Source organism: Nonomuraea sp. 10N515B, from assembly GCF_052245915.1.
Taxonomy (GTDB): Bacteria; Actinomycetota; Actinomycetes; order Streptosporangiales; family Streptosporangiaceae; genus Nonomuraea.
Window position 1 is genome coordinate 1 of sequence record NZ_JBQQBQ010000092.1, and the last position, 13803, is coordinate 13803.

The window sequence follows — 13803 nt, forward strand, 5'->3', positions numbered from 1 at the left end:
GAGCCCGCTCCGCGGGTCGTATCGGCGTCGGCAACCGGCGCGCCGGCGCCGTCACGGCCCTGGCGCTCGGGCTGACCAGCCTGGTCATCGGTGGACTGCATGCGGCCAACTCCGCCGGCGGCTTCGGTACCGGCAACGGGCTGGCCGGGGCCATCTTCGCCCTGCTGCTCGGGCTGATCGGCATGGTCCTGGGTGGGCTGGCCCTGTCCCGAGCCCGCCGCACCGCCTGACCCGACCAAGGCTCGGCCTCACCGTCGCCTTCGACGCCGGATCCAGCCTCAGAGCTCGGGGCCGCTGTGGCCCGGGTCAGCCGTTGGCGTGCAGCACGCGAGCAGCCCGGCGCGCACTCGCGCCGCTGAGGCTCGACATGGGCGACATTGAGGGGCCGGCCAGCCGGTCAGCTTGCTGGCCCCAGTCCAGCACCTTGAACCACATCGACAGCACGGTGGACTTGTCCTTGTTCTACGGCCTCCCTACAGCCAAATCACACACAAAAGGCTGTAACACACGGGAGCCCTCCCAGTGTTACAGCCCGATCCGCCTCCGGCGGGGTCCTCCGCCAGCTCAGAAGGGGTGCACCGGGATCGCGGCGCACCCCTTCTGGCGTCCCGGTCTCAGTTTTGGTCGCAGTTGGCGTCAGCGCGTTGACTCGCTTCGGTGAACGGTGGCGGGGCGGACAACGTCATAGCGGTGTGAAGCCCATCCATTGGATCAGCGTCGTCGCGGCGGCTGTCCTGCTGCTCGCCGCGATCGTCCTGGCTCCGGGCACGGTCGACGAGCCTGCGCCGCCGATGCCGGCTTCGTGTCCGCAGCGATGGGACAGCGACGAGATCGGCCACTGGGTGCCGGGTGCCGCCGACCTCGACGGGGTTGAGGACTCGCTCGTGCCCGGTACGCCCATAAGCGCGTTGATCTGCGCCTATCCCGGGCAGAACTCGGATCCGGGCAGGGAGCCGCTCGCCGGATCACGGACCTTGACCGATCAGGCCAGGTCGATGGCCTACGACCTGGGCTACCTTCCGGTCACCACCGATCGCGTCGGAAAGGCGTGCACGTTGATGGGCGGGCCGATGACGAACTATCTCATCCGGTTCGCCTACCCCGATGGCCAGGCACTGTGGGTGGGCAGCGCCGAAGAGATCAACTCCTGCGTCACGACCACCAACGGCACGGTCGTCAGCAACTCGTACGTTGGGCGCAGCATCACCGCTGCCTACCGCACCGGGACCTGGCAACGCCCCCAGCCGAAGCACCCTTGCGACCCGGCAACTGGACGGCGAGGCCAGAACGACCAGATGGTGCCCGATGGCGCGATCAAGGTTCTGATCTGCAGGAATGAACAGAGCGGGAGCTCCACACCGCGCCCGTCTCACGGGGCGGAGCATGGGGCGCAGCAGGCGCGTGTGCTGGCTGCGGAACTGAACTCACTGGACGCCGAACCGGGCGGGAACACGTGCAGAGAAGTCGGTGGTGGACGACGGGAGAGGCTCATACTGCACTTCGGTTACGAGGAGGGACCGCCGGCCTGGGTGAGGATCACTCCCCATTGCCGACCCTCGGTGAACAACGGGCTGCTTGTGGGGGATCTGGACGATGCTCTTCTTGACCGGATAGGTCGCCTGGCGCCGCCCGCCTGAAGCCTGCCTGTCCTGGCAAGGCCCCACTCACTCACCGGTCGAACCACACCCTCGACGAAGACCTGCACAACTGCGCGAACGCCACCACAGGCAGCAGCACGCCGAGCACATTGCCCAACCAGCACCATCGTGGCGAGCGGAATGGCGATGGAAACCACCACGACGCCTCCGCCGGCGCTCGGCGGCATACCCAGCACAATGAAGAGCACGAACAGGCCGATCAGCCCCAGGCCTGCCTGGCCCCACATACAGATCCAGGCGACGGACACCGACTGCGGTATCGCCTCGATGCTGCGAGTCTCGGGCATGTGCGTCTCCATTGAGGGGCGGCGTTTGATCGGACACCTTCGCCTACATCGTCGACGGAACGCCGGTCGTCTGGTTCGACCCAATGCTTCCGGACGCGCGATCGGGCAGTGATCCGGACCGCTTCATCGAAAGATGCGCGACGTCGGACTGGACCCCAACCACGACATCAATGGACCGGGAATCGACTACCCGGTGATCGGCAGATTGCTCCGCCAACCCCTGCGAGGACGTCCGCCGCCGCTTCCACGACCCAACGTGCGGCGCAACGCCTCTGGGACGAGCGGGCATCGTCCCGTGCGGCTTTCAGCTCGAACGTGCCCAGACGTCATACGGATGGCGGCCAGGCCGGAAGCCTTGGGCTTCCACCATCGCCACCGCGACGGCGAAGTCGTGTGCAAGCCCAGCCGGGCTGTGGGCATCGCTGCCAAAGGTGACCGCTTCTCCGCCTTCGTCGCGCCACCAGCGGACGATCTCCGGATCGAGTCGCCCGCGCGTGTTCACCTCCAAGGCCCGACCGCTGTCGGCGAGCACGCGCAAGGCATGACGGAACTCGTCCTCGAACGCGTTCGGATCGAACGGCCCGGCCTGCGCCGGCCAGTAGCGGATCGCGTAATCAATGTGGGCGAGCACACCGAACGTGTCCGAGCTCTTGATCAGACGCGGTATCTCGGCCAGGTAGTCCCGGACGACCTCGGCCGCTGGTCTGTGCCGGTACAGGTACGGCGGCTCGGAGAACCGCTGACCGATCGGAAGGCAATGCAGCGAACCGAGCACCCGGTCGAACTGCCCGGCGTCAAGCAGCCTCGCGACCTCATCGCCGTACCAATGCGGTTCGCCCAGTTCGACCCCGGTGATGATGCGCAGGCTCGGGAACCGTGCGCGGCAGCGCTGCACGCACTCCAGGTATCCGTCGAGATGGAACTTGGGCGGAGCCACCGTCCCGTCCGACGTGAGGAACGCCTGGAGATGCTGATGGTCATCGAGGTCACCGGCAAGAACCATCCAGGCCGTGAAATCCACGTGCTCGGTGAACGCGACCGCGGGGAGACCTATCTCGACCGCCCGCGCGCACGTCCGCTCCATTGAGCCGTCCGGCGCATCCCAGGACCACTCGCTGTGAACATGACCATCCGCTGGTAGCACCACGATCTCGTCCCTTCCACCTGTGGGTGGATAGTCACCCATGCTCGGCGCGTCAATCGCTGCCCCTGATGGGGAGGCTCACAGGTCCGAGCCTTACAGCATCGAGGCGACGCCGCAGTCGGTCTTCGTCGGCGATGTGGTTCGACCGGTGAGCGAGCGGGTCCCTGGCTTCCCCGCGGAGGCCAGGGGTCTGCTCAGGCGCTCACCACGGCCTTGGAGCGGTCGGTCGCCATGCTGATCGCGAAGCCGCCGAGCACCGTGCCCATGACGTACCGCTGGATCCGCACCCAGAGCGGGCGGGCGGCCAGGAATGCCGCCAGGCTACCGGCCGAGATCGCGATCAGGCCGTTGACGGTGGTGGCGACGACGATCTGGACCGATCCGAGCGCCAGGCTCTGCAGCAGCACGTGGCCCATGGCCGGGTCGATGAACTGCGGGAGCAGCGACAGGTACAGGATGGCGATCTTCGGGTTCAGCAGGCAGGTCAGCAGGCCCATCGAGAAGAGCTTGGCCGGGCGCTCGACGGGGAGGTCGCGCGGCTGGAAGGCCGACGTGCCGCCGGGCTTGACGGCGTTCCAGGCCAGCCAGAGCAGATAGGCGGCGCCGGCCAGTTTGAGCGCCGTGTACGCGGCCGGCACGTAGGCGAAAAAGGCCGTCAGGCCCAGGCAGGTCGCCGTGAGATAGACGGTGAAGCCCAGGAAGACGCCGGTCAGGGAGATCAGGCCCGCCCTGCGGCCTTGGGCGATCGAGCGGGAGATCAGGTAGATCATGTTCGGGCCGGGGGTAAGCACCATTCCCAGCGAAACCAGCGCAATTCCGATCAAGGCACCCGTCATGTCGGCAGATTAGCTGACATGTACGGAATGCCGGCGAACCGCCCCCCGTAGCCGGCATCCCGCCCCAGCTCCGAGCGCTGGGTGGCCAAGCGCGGCAGGGCCGCCCCCGGACCGACCCTTTGTCCCATACCGTGCGTATTGGATCCGTTACAGGGGAGGAAGTGCCTCGGGGGGACACATGCAGTTCGATGACGATGCGCAGCTCGACCCGTCGCAGGTCGAGGACGTGCGGGCCGGGGGCCCGCAGCGGCGCGGGGGTGGGGGCATGCCGGGCGGCTGCATGCTGCCGATCGGCGGCCGGGGCGGCGGATGCCTGATGCTGCTCCTGGGGGTGGCCGCGTTGTTCGTGTTCGGGGTCGTCCCTTCGCCGTTCACCGGCGACGAGGGCGGTCAGCAGGGGGGCGGCCGGCTGCCCAGCGCTCCGCCCCAGCTGACGCCGAGCGGCAACCTGGCCGAGCGCTGCCGCACCGGCGCCGACGCCGACCAGTCGGAGGACTGCCGCATCGTGGGCACGGTCAACAGCATCCAGGCGTACTGGCGGCAGGAGTTCGAGGAACGCGGTCAGAGATCGTATTCACCGGCCAAGACGGTGCTGTTCTCGCAGGCGGTCAACACCGGTTGCGGCACGGCCGACTCCTCCGTCGGCCCCTTCTACTGTCCCGGCGATCGCAAGGTCTACCTCGACCTGACCTTCTTCGGCACGCTCCAACGCGACTTCGGCGCCGAGGGCGGCCCGTTCGCCCAGGCGTACGTGGTCGCCCACGAGTACGGCCACCACGTGCAGAACCTCCTCGGCACCATGAACAAGGTCAGCAGGAACAGCAGGCCCGGCGCCGACAGCCCGTCCGTACGGCTCGAACTGCAGGCCGACTGCTATGCCGGCGTCTGGGCGAACAACGCGGTCAAGACCGGTTTCTACCGGGACCCGTTCTCCAAGAGCGACATCGACCAGGCGCTCAGCGCTGCCGCCGCGGTCGGCGACGACAGCATCCAGCGTCGTGCTCAGGGTCGCGTCACCCCGGACGCCTTCACGCACGGCACCTCGCAACAGCGCGAGAAGTGGTTCAGCACCGGGTACGAGACCGGCGACCCCACGCGCTGCGACACGTTCTCCGGGCGCATCTAGACGGCCCTTCGGGGCAGTGGTCCCTGCGGGCGCCCCGGAAGGAACGTCATCATGCTGGTGCTGGTTTTCGTGCTGAACCAGCCCCCGTCGAACCTGGCCGACCAGTGCCAGACGGGCAAGGACGCCGACCAGTCAGAACGGTGCCGCGTCGTCGGAGTGGTCAACAGTATCCAGGACTACTGGAAGCATGAAATTTCCGAATATCGCCTGTCCAAGACCGTGCTGTACTCGGGCAGCTTACGCACCGGCTGCGGCGCCGCCAGCTCGGCCGTCGGCCCCTTCTACTGCCCCGGCGACCAGCGCGTCTACCTCGACCTGAGCTTCTTCGACCAACTTCAGAGCGACTTCGGCGCCAAGGGCGGCCCCTTCGCCCAGGCGTACGTGATCGCCCACGAGTACGGCCACCACGTCCAGGACCTCCTCGGCGAACTCGAGTCCGGCAGCTCGGTCCCCATCGAGCTCCAGGCCGACTGCTACGCCGGAGTATAGGCCCGCAACGCCGTCACCACCGGCTTCTACGAAAAGCCCTTCACCCGGGCGGAAATCGCCGAGGCCCTCGATGCGGCGGCCGCGGTCGGCGACGACAGAATCCAGCGGCGCACCCGCTGACTGCGCGCAAGCGGACCTGGGCCGGCTCCCGGCCTGAGGAGGCCGGATAGCGCAAGGATTCCGATTCTCTCCTAAAATCAGGGGGGTGATCTTCAAGCTAGTCGGCGACGGACGCCCATATCCCGAACACGGTCTGACGAACCGAGAGTGGGCGCAGATTCCTCCACGGCAGGTCCGGCTCGACTCATTGATCACCACGAAGGCCATGCTGGACCTGCATTCGCTGCTCGCCGCCGACTCCACCTTCTACGGGGATCTTTTCCCGCACGTAGTCCAGTGGCAGGGCGAGCTCTATCTGGAGGACGGTCTGCACCGCGCGTTGCGCGCGGCCCTGCATCAACGATCGATCCTGCACGCCAGGGTCCTGGAACTGCCCAACTGAGAAAGGAAAAAAGGGAGCCGCGATTCGCGGCTCCCTTTTTGTTATGTCAACCATCAGGAGGACTCGGGCGTCACAGCAGCACCTTTCAACATCGTTTTGGAGAATGCCGTGTCCTACTCGCAGCAACCGCCTGGGCAGCAGCCACCGCAGGGACACGGATACGGCTATGGTCCGCCGACGCAGCCCGGCTACGGCCACCAGCCGCCGCCTCCGCCGCCCGACAAGAGCGGCAACCTGGGCGTGATCCTGCTGCTGGTCATCGGCCTGCCGCTGCTGCTGCTCGGCGGCTGCGGCGCGGTCTTCTTCGTGCTCACCGCCGAGCAGGGCAGCGTGGCCGTACGGGATGTGCTGGAGACGGAGGCCGGCGACAACCCGCCGGACGTGCAGCTCGATCCCGGCACCGACCCGCCGGCGAGCGCCGCACCCCAGCAGAGCAGCGCACCCGAGCAGAGCACCGCGCCCGAGCAGACCGCGGCGCCCGAGCAGAGCACCGCCCAGCAGCAGCCCGCGCAGACACAGCCGTAGACGGCCAAGATCGGTGACTCGATCACCTTGGAGGGCCGTGACCCCGGGCTGAAGGTCGCCGTCACCGTCAGCCAGGTCGTCTCCCCCGCGACCCCGGCCGACAGCTTCACCAAGCCGCAGACCGGCCAGCGGTTCGTGGCCGTCCAGGTGATGCTCACCAACCAGGGGCAGGCCGTCTACAGCGACTCGCCGACGAACGGGGCCTGCCTGATCGACGCCGAGGGCCAGCAGTATCGAGCGTCGATCATCGCGAACGTGCGGGAAGGCCAGTCGTTCGGCGGCTCGGCCACGATCAACACCGGCGACAGCAGGAAAGGGGTGATCGTGTTCGAGGTGCCGGAGACGGCCAAGCCCGCCAAGTTCCAGTTCGCGCTCAACAGCGGCCTCGCCGATCAGAAGGGCGAGTGGGAGCTGAGCACAACGTGAAAGGGCCCCCAGATCTCTGGAGGCCCTCTCATGAACGGCATTGGTGGGATTTGAACCCGTCCGCCCACCCCCTTCGGGCTTGTGATGATGCGCAGTACCCGGAAGGGGCGCTCGACCCGGTCGACCGGCTTGCTTCGGGTTCGGGGAGCCAGGCGTCGTCCGGTGCCGAGAGCCAGTCGTGTGTGGCGGTCAAGTCGTCCACTGCTTCGTGGAGGGCGCGCAGGCCGGGGTGATCGAGGTCGGCGCGCCACACCATCGTCCAGGGGAACAGGGCGACCGGGTCGTTGAGCGGACGCAGGACAGCGCCGGGTACGGCCGGCTGAGTGGTCATGGTGAGGATGGGGGCGTTGCGGTCGCGGATGTGCTGGCCGAGCTCATCGCCGCCCTGGACGTGTGGATGCGCCTTGGCCGGGTCGACCCCGAAGGGCGCCAGCAACTGGAGCACCGCGTGCTCCCAGCCCGGTGTCGCGTGGTTGCCGGCGCGGATGCACACCCCGGTGCCGCGCAGCGATTCCAGTGACACGACGTCCAACCGGGCCAGCGGGTGGTGTTCGGGCAGCAGTACGGCGAAGGGCTCGTACCGGACAACGCGGTAGCGCACTTCCTTGAGCAGCCCCGGATCGCGGCCGAACGTGACATCCAGTCGTTCGGACAGCACCAGCGGCACAGCTGCCTCGGTGCCGGTGTGGAAGCGGGCGAAGAACTCCACGCCTGGAGCCCGCTCACGCGCCGCCGTCAGCACCAGCGCGGGGGTGAGGCCGGAGCCGACGACGTCGACGGTCAATGAGCGTGGCTGGCCGCGCAGGTCCAGCACGGTCGAGTCGTAGAGCGCCAGGATTTCTCGCGCCCGGCCCAGGAGCAGACTGCCTGACGACGTGAGCGTGACCCGGCGGGTGGTGCGCTCCAGCAACCGGACGCCCATCCGATCCTCCAGGCGCTGGATGTCGCGGCTGAGGACCTGCTGCGCCAGGAAGAGCCGTTGGGCGGCACGGCTGAAATGCAGTTCCTCCGCCACAGCCACGAAGTTGCGCAGCAGCCGCATCTCCACGTCGTCAGGCACGGCTCCGTTCTACCCGATTAACACACTTGGCGCGTAAGTATCACTCGAACAAGTGTTGGACCCTGTGCGGTGGCGTCGGCCAGGATCGCATCACGAGATCCACCGTGGAAGGGAGGGCGTCATGGCCGCACGAGGCACGATCACGGTCCACTACGGATTGACCGGTGTGCTGAATGCGATGTGGGGCGCCACACTCCCCGCCACGGACGCACGGCTGGACCTCGGTGAAGGGCTGCTGGGCGGCCTCCTGATGGCCCTGGCCGCCGGGGCGCTCGCGGCGATGCCGGTTGCCGGATGGCTGGCTGATCGGTGGGGCGGGCGGCGCGTGCTGAAGGCAGCCGCTCCGGCTGCGTCGTTCGCACTGACGGGTCCCGCCCTCGCGGCCTCCGTCGAGTCGCTGATGATCGCTGCCGCCGTCATCGGAATGTCAATGGGCGTGCTCAACGTGGCATTAAGCGTCCAGGCCGTGGCCGTCGAACGTGCGCTGGCGCGGCCCATCATGGCAACGATGCACGGCACCTGGACGCTGGGTGCGGCGGCGGGCGGCGCGGTGGTCACGACCGCTCTGCGTGCCGGTACGGACGCGCGGCTGCTGATGGCCGCCGGTGCCCTCACGCTGGCTCTGGCCATGCTGGCAGCCGGGGGCAAGCTGGACCAGCCGACGCCACCGAGCCCGGATGCCCGAGCGGAAAGCAGGACCGTACAGAAGTCCGCGCCGCTCCGCCCAGGGCTGATGATCGCCCTTGGGGTGGTCGGTGCCGCCGCCTTCATCACAGAAGGCGCCGCCACGGACTGGGCAGGTGTGCACGCCACCCGGACGCTCGGTGGCGATCCGGCAACAGGCTCGCTGGTGTACACGGTCTTCTTCGCGGCGATGACGCTGGTGCGCTTCGTCGCAGACGCCGTACGCGCCCGGCTCGGCGCCGTACGTACCATCCGGCTGGCCGGCGGCGCCGCCACCGCCGGATATGGGCTGGTGCTGCTGGCGGGCGCACTACCCGCGGCCGCGTCGACGCGCGTGGCATGCGCCATCGCCGGTTGGGGCCTCGCCGGTGCCGGAATGGCGGTGGTGTGGCCGATCGTGACCAGCCTGCTCGGAGCCGCCGACGGGAGCGCTCAACGGCTCTCCATGGTCACCACCATCAGCTACGGCGGAGGCCTGATCGGACCGGCGCTCATCGGCTACGTCGCCACGGCGGCGACGCTACCGCTGGCCCTGATGATCCCGGCGGTCCTGGCCCTGGTCGTGGCGGCCGCGGCACCGCCCCTGTTCGCCGCAGTCATCCGGACCCACACCACCACTTCTCACGCTCGCCGTGGAGCCGATGCCCCCGTTCCACGACATGACTGACCTGCCCGGCCGGAACTCCAACCCCATGACCAGAAGGACTCACTCCCATGACCCAGTCGTCGACCGTCCGCGCCACCAGCCACATCATCGAGATCCCGGACGGACGCCTGTATTACGAGGTACGCGGTCAGGGCCCGCTCGTGGCGCTCGTCGGCGCCCCGATGGACGCCACCTCCTTCGCGCCGCTGGCCGACCTGCTGGCCTGCGACCACACCGTGCTCACCACCGATCCGCGCGGCATCAACCGCAGCCCGCTCGATGACCCCGGCCAGGATTCCACCCCGCCGCTGCGCGCGGTCGACCTGTCCCGGCTGCTGACACATCTGGACGCCGGACCGGCCACGATCCTGGGCTCCAGCGGCGGCGCGGTCACCGCCCTGGCACTGGCGCAGAGCCATCCCGAGCAGGTCCGCACCGTCATCGCCCACGAACCCCCGCTGATCGTGCTGCTGGCAGATCGTGAGCGGCTCCACGCCACAACCGAGGACATCATCGCCACATACCTCGCCGGCGACGTCGTCGGGGCCTGGGCAAAGTTCATGGCCCAGGCCACCATCATCATCCCCGAGGGCGCGTTGGAGACGATGTTCGGCGGGGACCGCGATCCGCGGCACGTCGCCGACGAACGCCGCTGGTTCGCCCACGAGTTGCGGGCCACCACCCGATGGCAGCCTGACCTGGACGTCCTGCGCGCGACCCCGATCGACATCATGGTCGGCATCGGCGAGGACTCGACCGGGCAGCTGTGCGACCGCACCTCTCGGGCGCTGGCCACGGCACTGGGCCTAGAGCCCACGCCCTTCCCCGGCGACCACACCGGCTTCGCAGAGGACCCCGATCGCTTCGCTGCCCGGCTGCGGGATGTCCTGCACGAGCGCTGAACCCGGAACATCTCCGCCAGGACCGAGACAACAACCGGGGACGTACGCGAGGCCGGGCTCTGGGCGTTCCTGACACAGCGAAGGGTAGATGTGAACGAGATTTGGGCGGTGGTCCACGCCGAACGCGCGGCGCTGATCCGGGACCTGGAGACACTCCCCACCGAACGGTGGGCCACACCGTCACTATGTCCCGGCTGGGACGTGCACGACGTTGTGGCCCATCTCGTAGATGACGCCAAGACCACCCGCCTGGGCTTCCTTCTGCGTCTTGCCGCAGCCCGCTTTGACTTCGACCGCTACAACACCGCGGGAATCGCGCGGGAGCGTACCGATGAACCACAACTCACGCTCGCCTCGTTCCGCGCGACGAGCCACAGGACCACCAGTGCCCCAGTGCCGAAGGCCACCCGGCTCGTCGAAGTGTTCGTACACGGAGAAGACATCCGGCGCCCGCTGGGCCTCAGCCGGGACTATCCGGTCGCACACGTCGCCACCGCGCTCCGTTACCAGCTCAGCACTGGCGTGGCGCTCGGCGGAGGCAAAGAACGAGCACACGGACTGCGCTTGATGGCGACCGACGCGAGTATCGGTGCCGGCGAAGGTCCGGAGGTGCGCGGCACCGCCCTGGCGCTTCTGCTGGCGATGTCCGGGCGGCCCATTGGCTCAGATGAGCTGACGGGCCCAGGCGCCCCAGCCCTTACCCGAAACGGAGGACTTCACCATGGTTGATAACAAGAGAACGACGACGCGCGAATTCGATGCCACGTTCACCGCTTGACGCCCTTGCATGGTTCGATCGATGCCATGTCTCTGGCGTTCCTTCCCGGTCGGAAGGTAAGCGACCACCGCCACCGGGAAACCGTCTGCGTGATCAAGGCTGAGGGCTGATGCCCCCATGATCTTGGCAGACGAAGGGCCTCCGACCTGTTGGTGCAGGTCGGAGGCCCAACTTAGCGGCGGTGGTGGTGGGATTTGAACCCGTCCGCCCACCCCTTCGGGCCTGTGATCATGCGCAGACTACCCCGTAGGGGCGGACGTATCCAGACTCTCCCGGACGGATGCGGACTGGTCCGGACGGCTCGTTCCCCCAAATGGGGATCACAAAGGATCTTCAGCGTCGCGGCTTCGAGGAGTCAGTGGCGGGTGTCGTAGGTCTCGCGGGCCGCGAGCACCTCTTTGATGTGTTCCTCGGCCCAGCGGCCCAGCGCCTGCAGGGGCTCGTGCAGCGTGCGTCCCAGCGCGGTCAGTTCGTACTCGACTCTGGGCGGCATCTCGGCGTACACGTACCGCGCGACAAGCCCGTCGCGTTCCAGGTCCCGCAACGTGTCGGTGAGGACCTTCCCGCTGATCCCGTCGACCGTGGTCCGCAAGTCGCCGAAGCGCATCCTGCCGGCGCTGAGCGCGATCACCACCATCGCCGTCCACTTGTTGGCGATGCGGGCCAGCGACGTGCGCGACGGGCAGGTCGCCGTGAGCACATTAAAGTCCGGATGCTGTGACATGCGCCACATTCCCTAATTAGTTACGTTGAGGTAAATGGTTACCGATGGTGAGTATAGGGCCGCACCAGGACGAACCTGAAACACAAGGGAGAAGATCCACCATGGGGTCCACCATTACGCTCGCCGTCGCCCGCCAGTACGCCGACGCGATGGCCGCCAAGGACTTCGCCGCCGTCGCGGGCCTGTTCGCCGATGACATCGTGTGGCACCAGCCCGGCAATCACCGCTTCTCCGGCACTTACCGTGGCCGCGACGCGGTCAACGAGGCGATCGGCGCCCAGATGGCCGCCACCGAGGGGACGCTCGACATCGCCATCACCGGCGAGCCCATGATCAACGACGCACTTGCCGCGTTTCCCGTCCACTTCTCCGCCAAGCGCAACGGCGCTGAGATGTCGATGGACGGTGTCGACGTGCTGAGGGTCGAAGGCGACAAAATCGCTGAGGTGTGGCTGTTCTCCGCCATTCAGCAGGACGAGGACGCCTTCTGGGACGCCGACTGAGCACAGACCGTGTCGTCGTCGTTGCCGCCGGCCACTCAGTCAACCCAGCCAGTGCAGGAGAGTGGCCGGTGGAGGACGGAAGCGCCGAAGCCCGGTGCGCGATGACGAGATGAGGGCCAAGCTGGCTCGGGAGATGCTCTCCCGCGCTCAGGTCACCCAGGCAGTAGACCTGAGGACGAGCGGCGCGGGCCTTGCCGCCCATTATCGTGGCGGGCTCGTGGTGATCAGGGCGACGTTCAAGCCGGGGGTGGCTCTCGGCGATCTCGGCCTACGGGCCCTACGGGGCACCGGCAGCAGGCCGGCGACGGCGCCGAGCCCTCTCTCTCCCACGAGGGAGCATGATCCCCCGCGGGAGAGGTCTGTAACAGTTGACGCGGCAGGGCCGGCGGGCGCACGGGCCATTCGGAAGGCCCGCCAGCACTGGATCTCAGAGGCCGATCTTGCCCACGCCAGCGCCCGCGGTGACCGTCGACTTCACCGAGCAGTTGCACTCCGGGGTGTAGGAGTACGGGATCGTGGCCACGCTGCTCGCGTTGCGCGACAGGGGCGTGCCTGAGTTGACCAGGTAGTTGTTGAGCAGCTTAATGTTGCCCTGTGGCGAGGAGCCCTCTTGGAGGGACGTGGGGCGGCTGACGTTCTCGAAGTAGTTGCGCTCGACGTAGACGCCGGCGTTGGTGGTGGAGGCAACGCCGTAGCTGCCGATGTTGGAGTAGTAGTTGTTGAGCACGTGCACCGGATTGCCGAAGCGGACCCGGGGATGGCGCTGGTTGGTACCGTCGAACCAGTTGTGGACGTAGGTCACGCGCAGGTGGCCGATGTCGCCGGTGTTGCTGTCGGACGATCCCAGGAGCGCAGTCTTGTCGTGGCCGTAGAAACGGTTCCACGAGACGGTGACGAAGTCGGAGGCCAGGCGGATGTCCACGAGACCGTCCGAGGCGCGGGTGAAGTTGTTGTGGTCGATCCAGATGTGGTGCGAGCCGTCCTGAACGTTGATGGCGTCGTCGCTGGAATTCTGGATGGTCAGGTTGCGGATGATGATATTGCTGACGCCGTTCATGGTCAGCCCGCCACCGTTGAGACCGGAGCCGGATCCGACGCCGAGGATGCTCTTGTTGGAGGCCACCCGGTACATCCCGGAGATGGAGATCATGCCGGAGATGCGGATCGTCTGGGTGCTGCCGGAGTTGAGCGCGCTGGCCAGCGCCGAGGCTGTGGAGACCGTGACGGTCGAGCCACTGGCGCCACCGGTCGTACCGCCGTTCATGCCGGCGAATCCGACGGGGCTGGACTCGGCGGCTAGGGCTGGTTCCGCGCTCACCAGGACGCTGACCACCAGAGCCAGTACGGCAGTGGCGGCGCTGAGACGTTGCATGAGGACCTCCGTCGGGAAAACGCTTTCCATGTGGGTGCGTGAACCGTACGAAAGGGTCGACGCCACGTCAAGGAGCGAGTCAGGCCACCGGCCCTGACCTGCTCCGCCGCCATGAAACTAGATGAAAAGTGTCGCCTCAAC

Annotated in this window: 18 protein-coding genes; 12 read left to right on the plus strand and 6 right to left on the minus strand. The window is 67.6% G+C overall.

Translation table 11 applies throughout. The features are described from left to right. Window positions 1-230, plus strand: a 230-nt coding sequence (locus ACTWQA_RS54040) for a DUF6223 family protein (RefSeq protein ID WP_443166622.1), incomplete at its 5' end; no start/stop codon positions are given. A 76-nt stretch (window positions 231-306) separates the two neighbouring features. Here ACTWQA_RS54040 and ACTWQA_RS54045 read toward each other — a convergent pair. Next, window positions 307-435 (minus strand): hypothetical protein, encoded by a 129-nt coding sequence (locus ACTWQA_RS54045; protein ID WP_443166623.1) that lies wholly within the window; start codon window positions 433-435, stop codon window positions 307-309. Between the two features lie 185 nt (window positions 436-620). Between ACTWQA_RS54045 and ACTWQA_RS54050 the strand changes: the two genes are divergently transcribed. Both ACTWQA_RS54050 and ACTWQA_RS54055 read left to right on the plus strand, forming a co-directional pair. Continuing rightward, window positions 621-1637, plus strand: coding sequence for a hypothetical protein (locus ACTWQA_RS54050; RefSeq protein WP_443166624.1), 1017 nt, complete (start codon window positions 621-623; stop codon window positions 1635-1637). 391 nt (window positions 1638-2028) lie between these two features. Then, window positions 2029-2142, plus strand: a complete 114-nt coding sequence (locus ACTWQA_RS54055; protein ID WP_443166625.1) for a hypothetical protein — start codon at window positions 2029-2031, stop codon at window positions 2140-2142. A 107-nt stretch (window positions 2143-2249) separates the two neighbouring features. On the opposite strand, the gene ACTWQA_RS54060 is transcribed toward ACTWQA_RS54055, so the two are convergent. After that, a complete protein-coding gene (locus ACTWQA_RS54060; protein ID WP_443166626.1) occupies window positions 2250-3092 on the minus strand; it encodes a PHP domain-containing protein in 843 nt (280 codons plus the stop codon). Between the two features lie 191 nt (window positions 3093-3283). Then, window positions 3284-3925: a LysE family translocator gene (locus ACTWQA_RS54065; protein ID WP_305917520.1), complete on the minus strand. Its 642-nt coding sequence runs from the start codon at window positions 3923-3925 to the stop codon at window positions 3284-3286. A gap of 178 nt (window positions 3926-4103) precedes the next feature. Here ACTWQA_RS54065 and ypfJ point away from each other — a divergent pair, with 178 nt between their 5' ends. The 5 genes from ypfJ to ACTWQA_RS54090 all read left to right on the plus strand — a co-directional run bounded on the left by ypfJ (window position 4104) and on the right by ACTWQA_RS54090 (window position 6993). Beyond that, the gene (ypfJ, locus tag ACTWQA_RS54070) at window positions 4104-5051 is read left to right on the plus strand and encodes a KPN_02809 family neutral zinc metallopeptidase (protein WP_443166627.1); all 948 of its coding nucleotides are present in this window, start codon (window positions 4104-4106) and stop codon (window positions 5049-5051) included. A 51-nt stretch (window positions 5052-5102) separates the two neighbouring features. Then, complete coding sequence (locus ACTWQA_RS54075; RefSeq protein ID WP_443166628.1) at window positions 5103-5540, plus strand: neutral zinc metallopeptidase; 438 nt, start codon at window positions 5103-5105, stop codon at window positions 5538-5540. A 205-nt stretch (window positions 5541-5745) separates the two neighbouring features. Beyond that, window positions 5746-6042, plus strand: a complete 297-nt coding sequence (locus ACTWQA_RS54080) for a type II toxin-antitoxin system VapB family antitoxin (protein WP_127937745.1) — start codon at window positions 5746-5748, stop codon at window positions 6040-6042. Between the two features lie 108 nt (window positions 6043-6150). After that, window positions 6151-6567 (plus strand): hypothetical protein, encoded by a 417-nt coding sequence (locus ACTWQA_RS54085; protein WP_443166629.1) that lies wholly within the window; start codon window positions 6151-6153, stop codon window positions 6565-6567. Between the two features lie 27 nt (window positions 6568-6594). Continuing rightward, window positions 6595-6993 (plus strand): DUF4352 domain-containing protein, encoded by a 399-nt coding sequence (locus ACTWQA_RS54090; RefSeq protein WP_443166630.1) that lies wholly within the window; start codon window positions 6595-6597, stop codon window positions 6991-6993. A 28-nt stretch (window positions 6994-7021) separates the two neighbouring features. On the opposite strand, the gene ACTWQA_RS54095 is transcribed toward ACTWQA_RS54090, so the two are convergent. Further along, entirely contained in the window at window positions 7022-8053 is a 1032-nt protein-coding gene (locus ACTWQA_RS54095; protein ID WP_443166631.1) for a LysR family transcriptional regulator, read from the minus strand. Window positions 8054-8174: 121 nt separating this feature from the next. Between ACTWQA_RS54095 and ACTWQA_RS54100 the strand changes: the two genes are divergently transcribed. The 3 genes from ACTWQA_RS54100 to ACTWQA_RS54110 all read left to right on the plus strand — a co-directional run bounded on the left by ACTWQA_RS54100 (window position 8175) and on the right by ACTWQA_RS54110 (window position 11014). After that, window positions 8175-9404 (plus strand): MFS transporter, encoded by a 1230-nt coding sequence (locus ACTWQA_RS54100; RefSeq protein WP_443166632.1) that lies wholly within the window; start codon window positions 8175-8177, stop codon window positions 9402-9404. A gap of 47 nt (window positions 9405-9451) precedes the next feature. Beyond that, a complete protein-coding gene (locus tag ACTWQA_RS54105; RefSeq protein WP_443166633.1) occupies window positions 9452-10285 on the plus strand; it encodes an alpha/beta fold hydrolase in 834 nt (277 codons plus the stop codon). A gap of 90 nt (window positions 10286-10375) precedes the next feature. Next, the gene (locus tag ACTWQA_RS54110; RefSeq protein ID WP_443166634.1) at window positions 10376-11014 is read left to right on the plus strand and encodes a maleylpyruvate isomerase family mycothiol-dependent enzyme; all 639 of its coding nucleotides are present in this window, start codon (window positions 10376-10378) and stop codon (window positions 11012-11014) included. A gap of 404 nt (window positions 11015-11418) precedes the next feature. Here ACTWQA_RS54110 and ACTWQA_RS54115 read toward each other — a convergent pair whose 3' ends face one another. Further along, complete coding sequence (locus tag ACTWQA_RS54115) at window positions 11419-11787, minus strand: winged helix-turn-helix transcriptional regulator (protein ID WP_327587151.1); 369 nt, start codon at window positions 11785-11787, stop codon at window positions 11419-11421. A gap of 101 nt (window positions 11788-11888) precedes the next feature. On the opposite strand from ACTWQA_RS54115, the gene ACTWQA_RS54120 reads away from it, so the two are divergent. After that, window positions 11889-12290 (plus strand): nuclear transport factor 2 family protein, encoded by a 402-nt coding sequence (locus ACTWQA_RS54120; protein WP_443166635.1) that lies wholly within the window; start codon window positions 11889-11891, stop codon window positions 12288-12290. 427 nt (window positions 12291-12717) lie between these two features. Here ACTWQA_RS54120 and ACTWQA_RS54125 read toward each other — a convergent pair whose 3' ends face one another. After that, window positions 12718-13662 carry a pectate lyase family protein gene (locus tag ACTWQA_RS54125; RefSeq protein WP_443166636.1) on the minus strand — a complete coding sequence of 315 codons (945 nt, stop codon included), beginning with the start codon at window positions 13660-13662 and terminating at the stop codon, window positions 12718-12720. Window positions 13663-13803: the final 141 nt, after the last annotated feature.

Excerpts from the sequence above, each read along its gene's own strand:
- ACTWQA_RS54045 (WP_443166623.1), bottom strand. The coding sequence starts at position 435 with ATGTGGTTCAAGGTGCTGGACTGGGGCCAGCAAGCTGACCGGCTGGCC.
- ACTWQA_RS54055 (WP_443166625.1), top strand. The coding sequence starts at position 2,029 with ATGCTTCCGGACGCGCGATCGGGCAGTGATCCGGACCGCTTCATCGAA.
- ACTWQA_RS54065 (WP_305917520.1), bottom strand. The coding sequence starts at position 3,925 with ATGACGGGTGCCTTGATCGGAATTGCGCTGGTTTCGCTGGGAATGGTG.
- ypfJ (WP_443166627.1), top strand. The coding sequence starts at position 4,104 with ATGCAGTTCGATGACGATGCGCAGCTCGACCCGTCGCAGGTCGAGGAC.
- ACTWQA_RS54075 (WP_443166628.1), top strand. The coding sequence starts at position 5,103 with ATGCTGGTGCTGGTTTTCGTGCTGAACCAGCCCCCGTCGAACCTGGCC.
- ACTWQA_RS54100 (WP_443166632.1), top strand. The coding sequence starts at position 8,175 with ATGGCCGCACGAGGCACGATCACGGTCCACTACGGATTGACCGGTGTG.
- ACTWQA_RS54105 (WP_443166633.1), top strand. The coding sequence starts at position 9,452 with ATGACCCAGTCGTCGACCGTCCGCGCCACCAGCCACATCATCGAGATC.
- ACTWQA_RS54115 (WP_327587151.1), bottom strand. The coding sequence starts at position 11,787 with ATGTCACAGCATCCGGACTTTAATGTGCTCACGGCGACCTGCCCGTCG.
- ACTWQA_RS54120 (WP_443166635.1), top strand. The coding sequence starts at position 11,889 with ATGGGGTCCACCATTACGCTCGCCGTCGCCCGCCAGTACGCCGACGCG.
- ACTWQA_RS54125 (WP_443166636.1), bottom strand. The coding sequence starts at position 13,662 with ATGCAACGTCTCAGCGCCGCCACTGCCGTACTGGCTCTGGTGGTCAGC.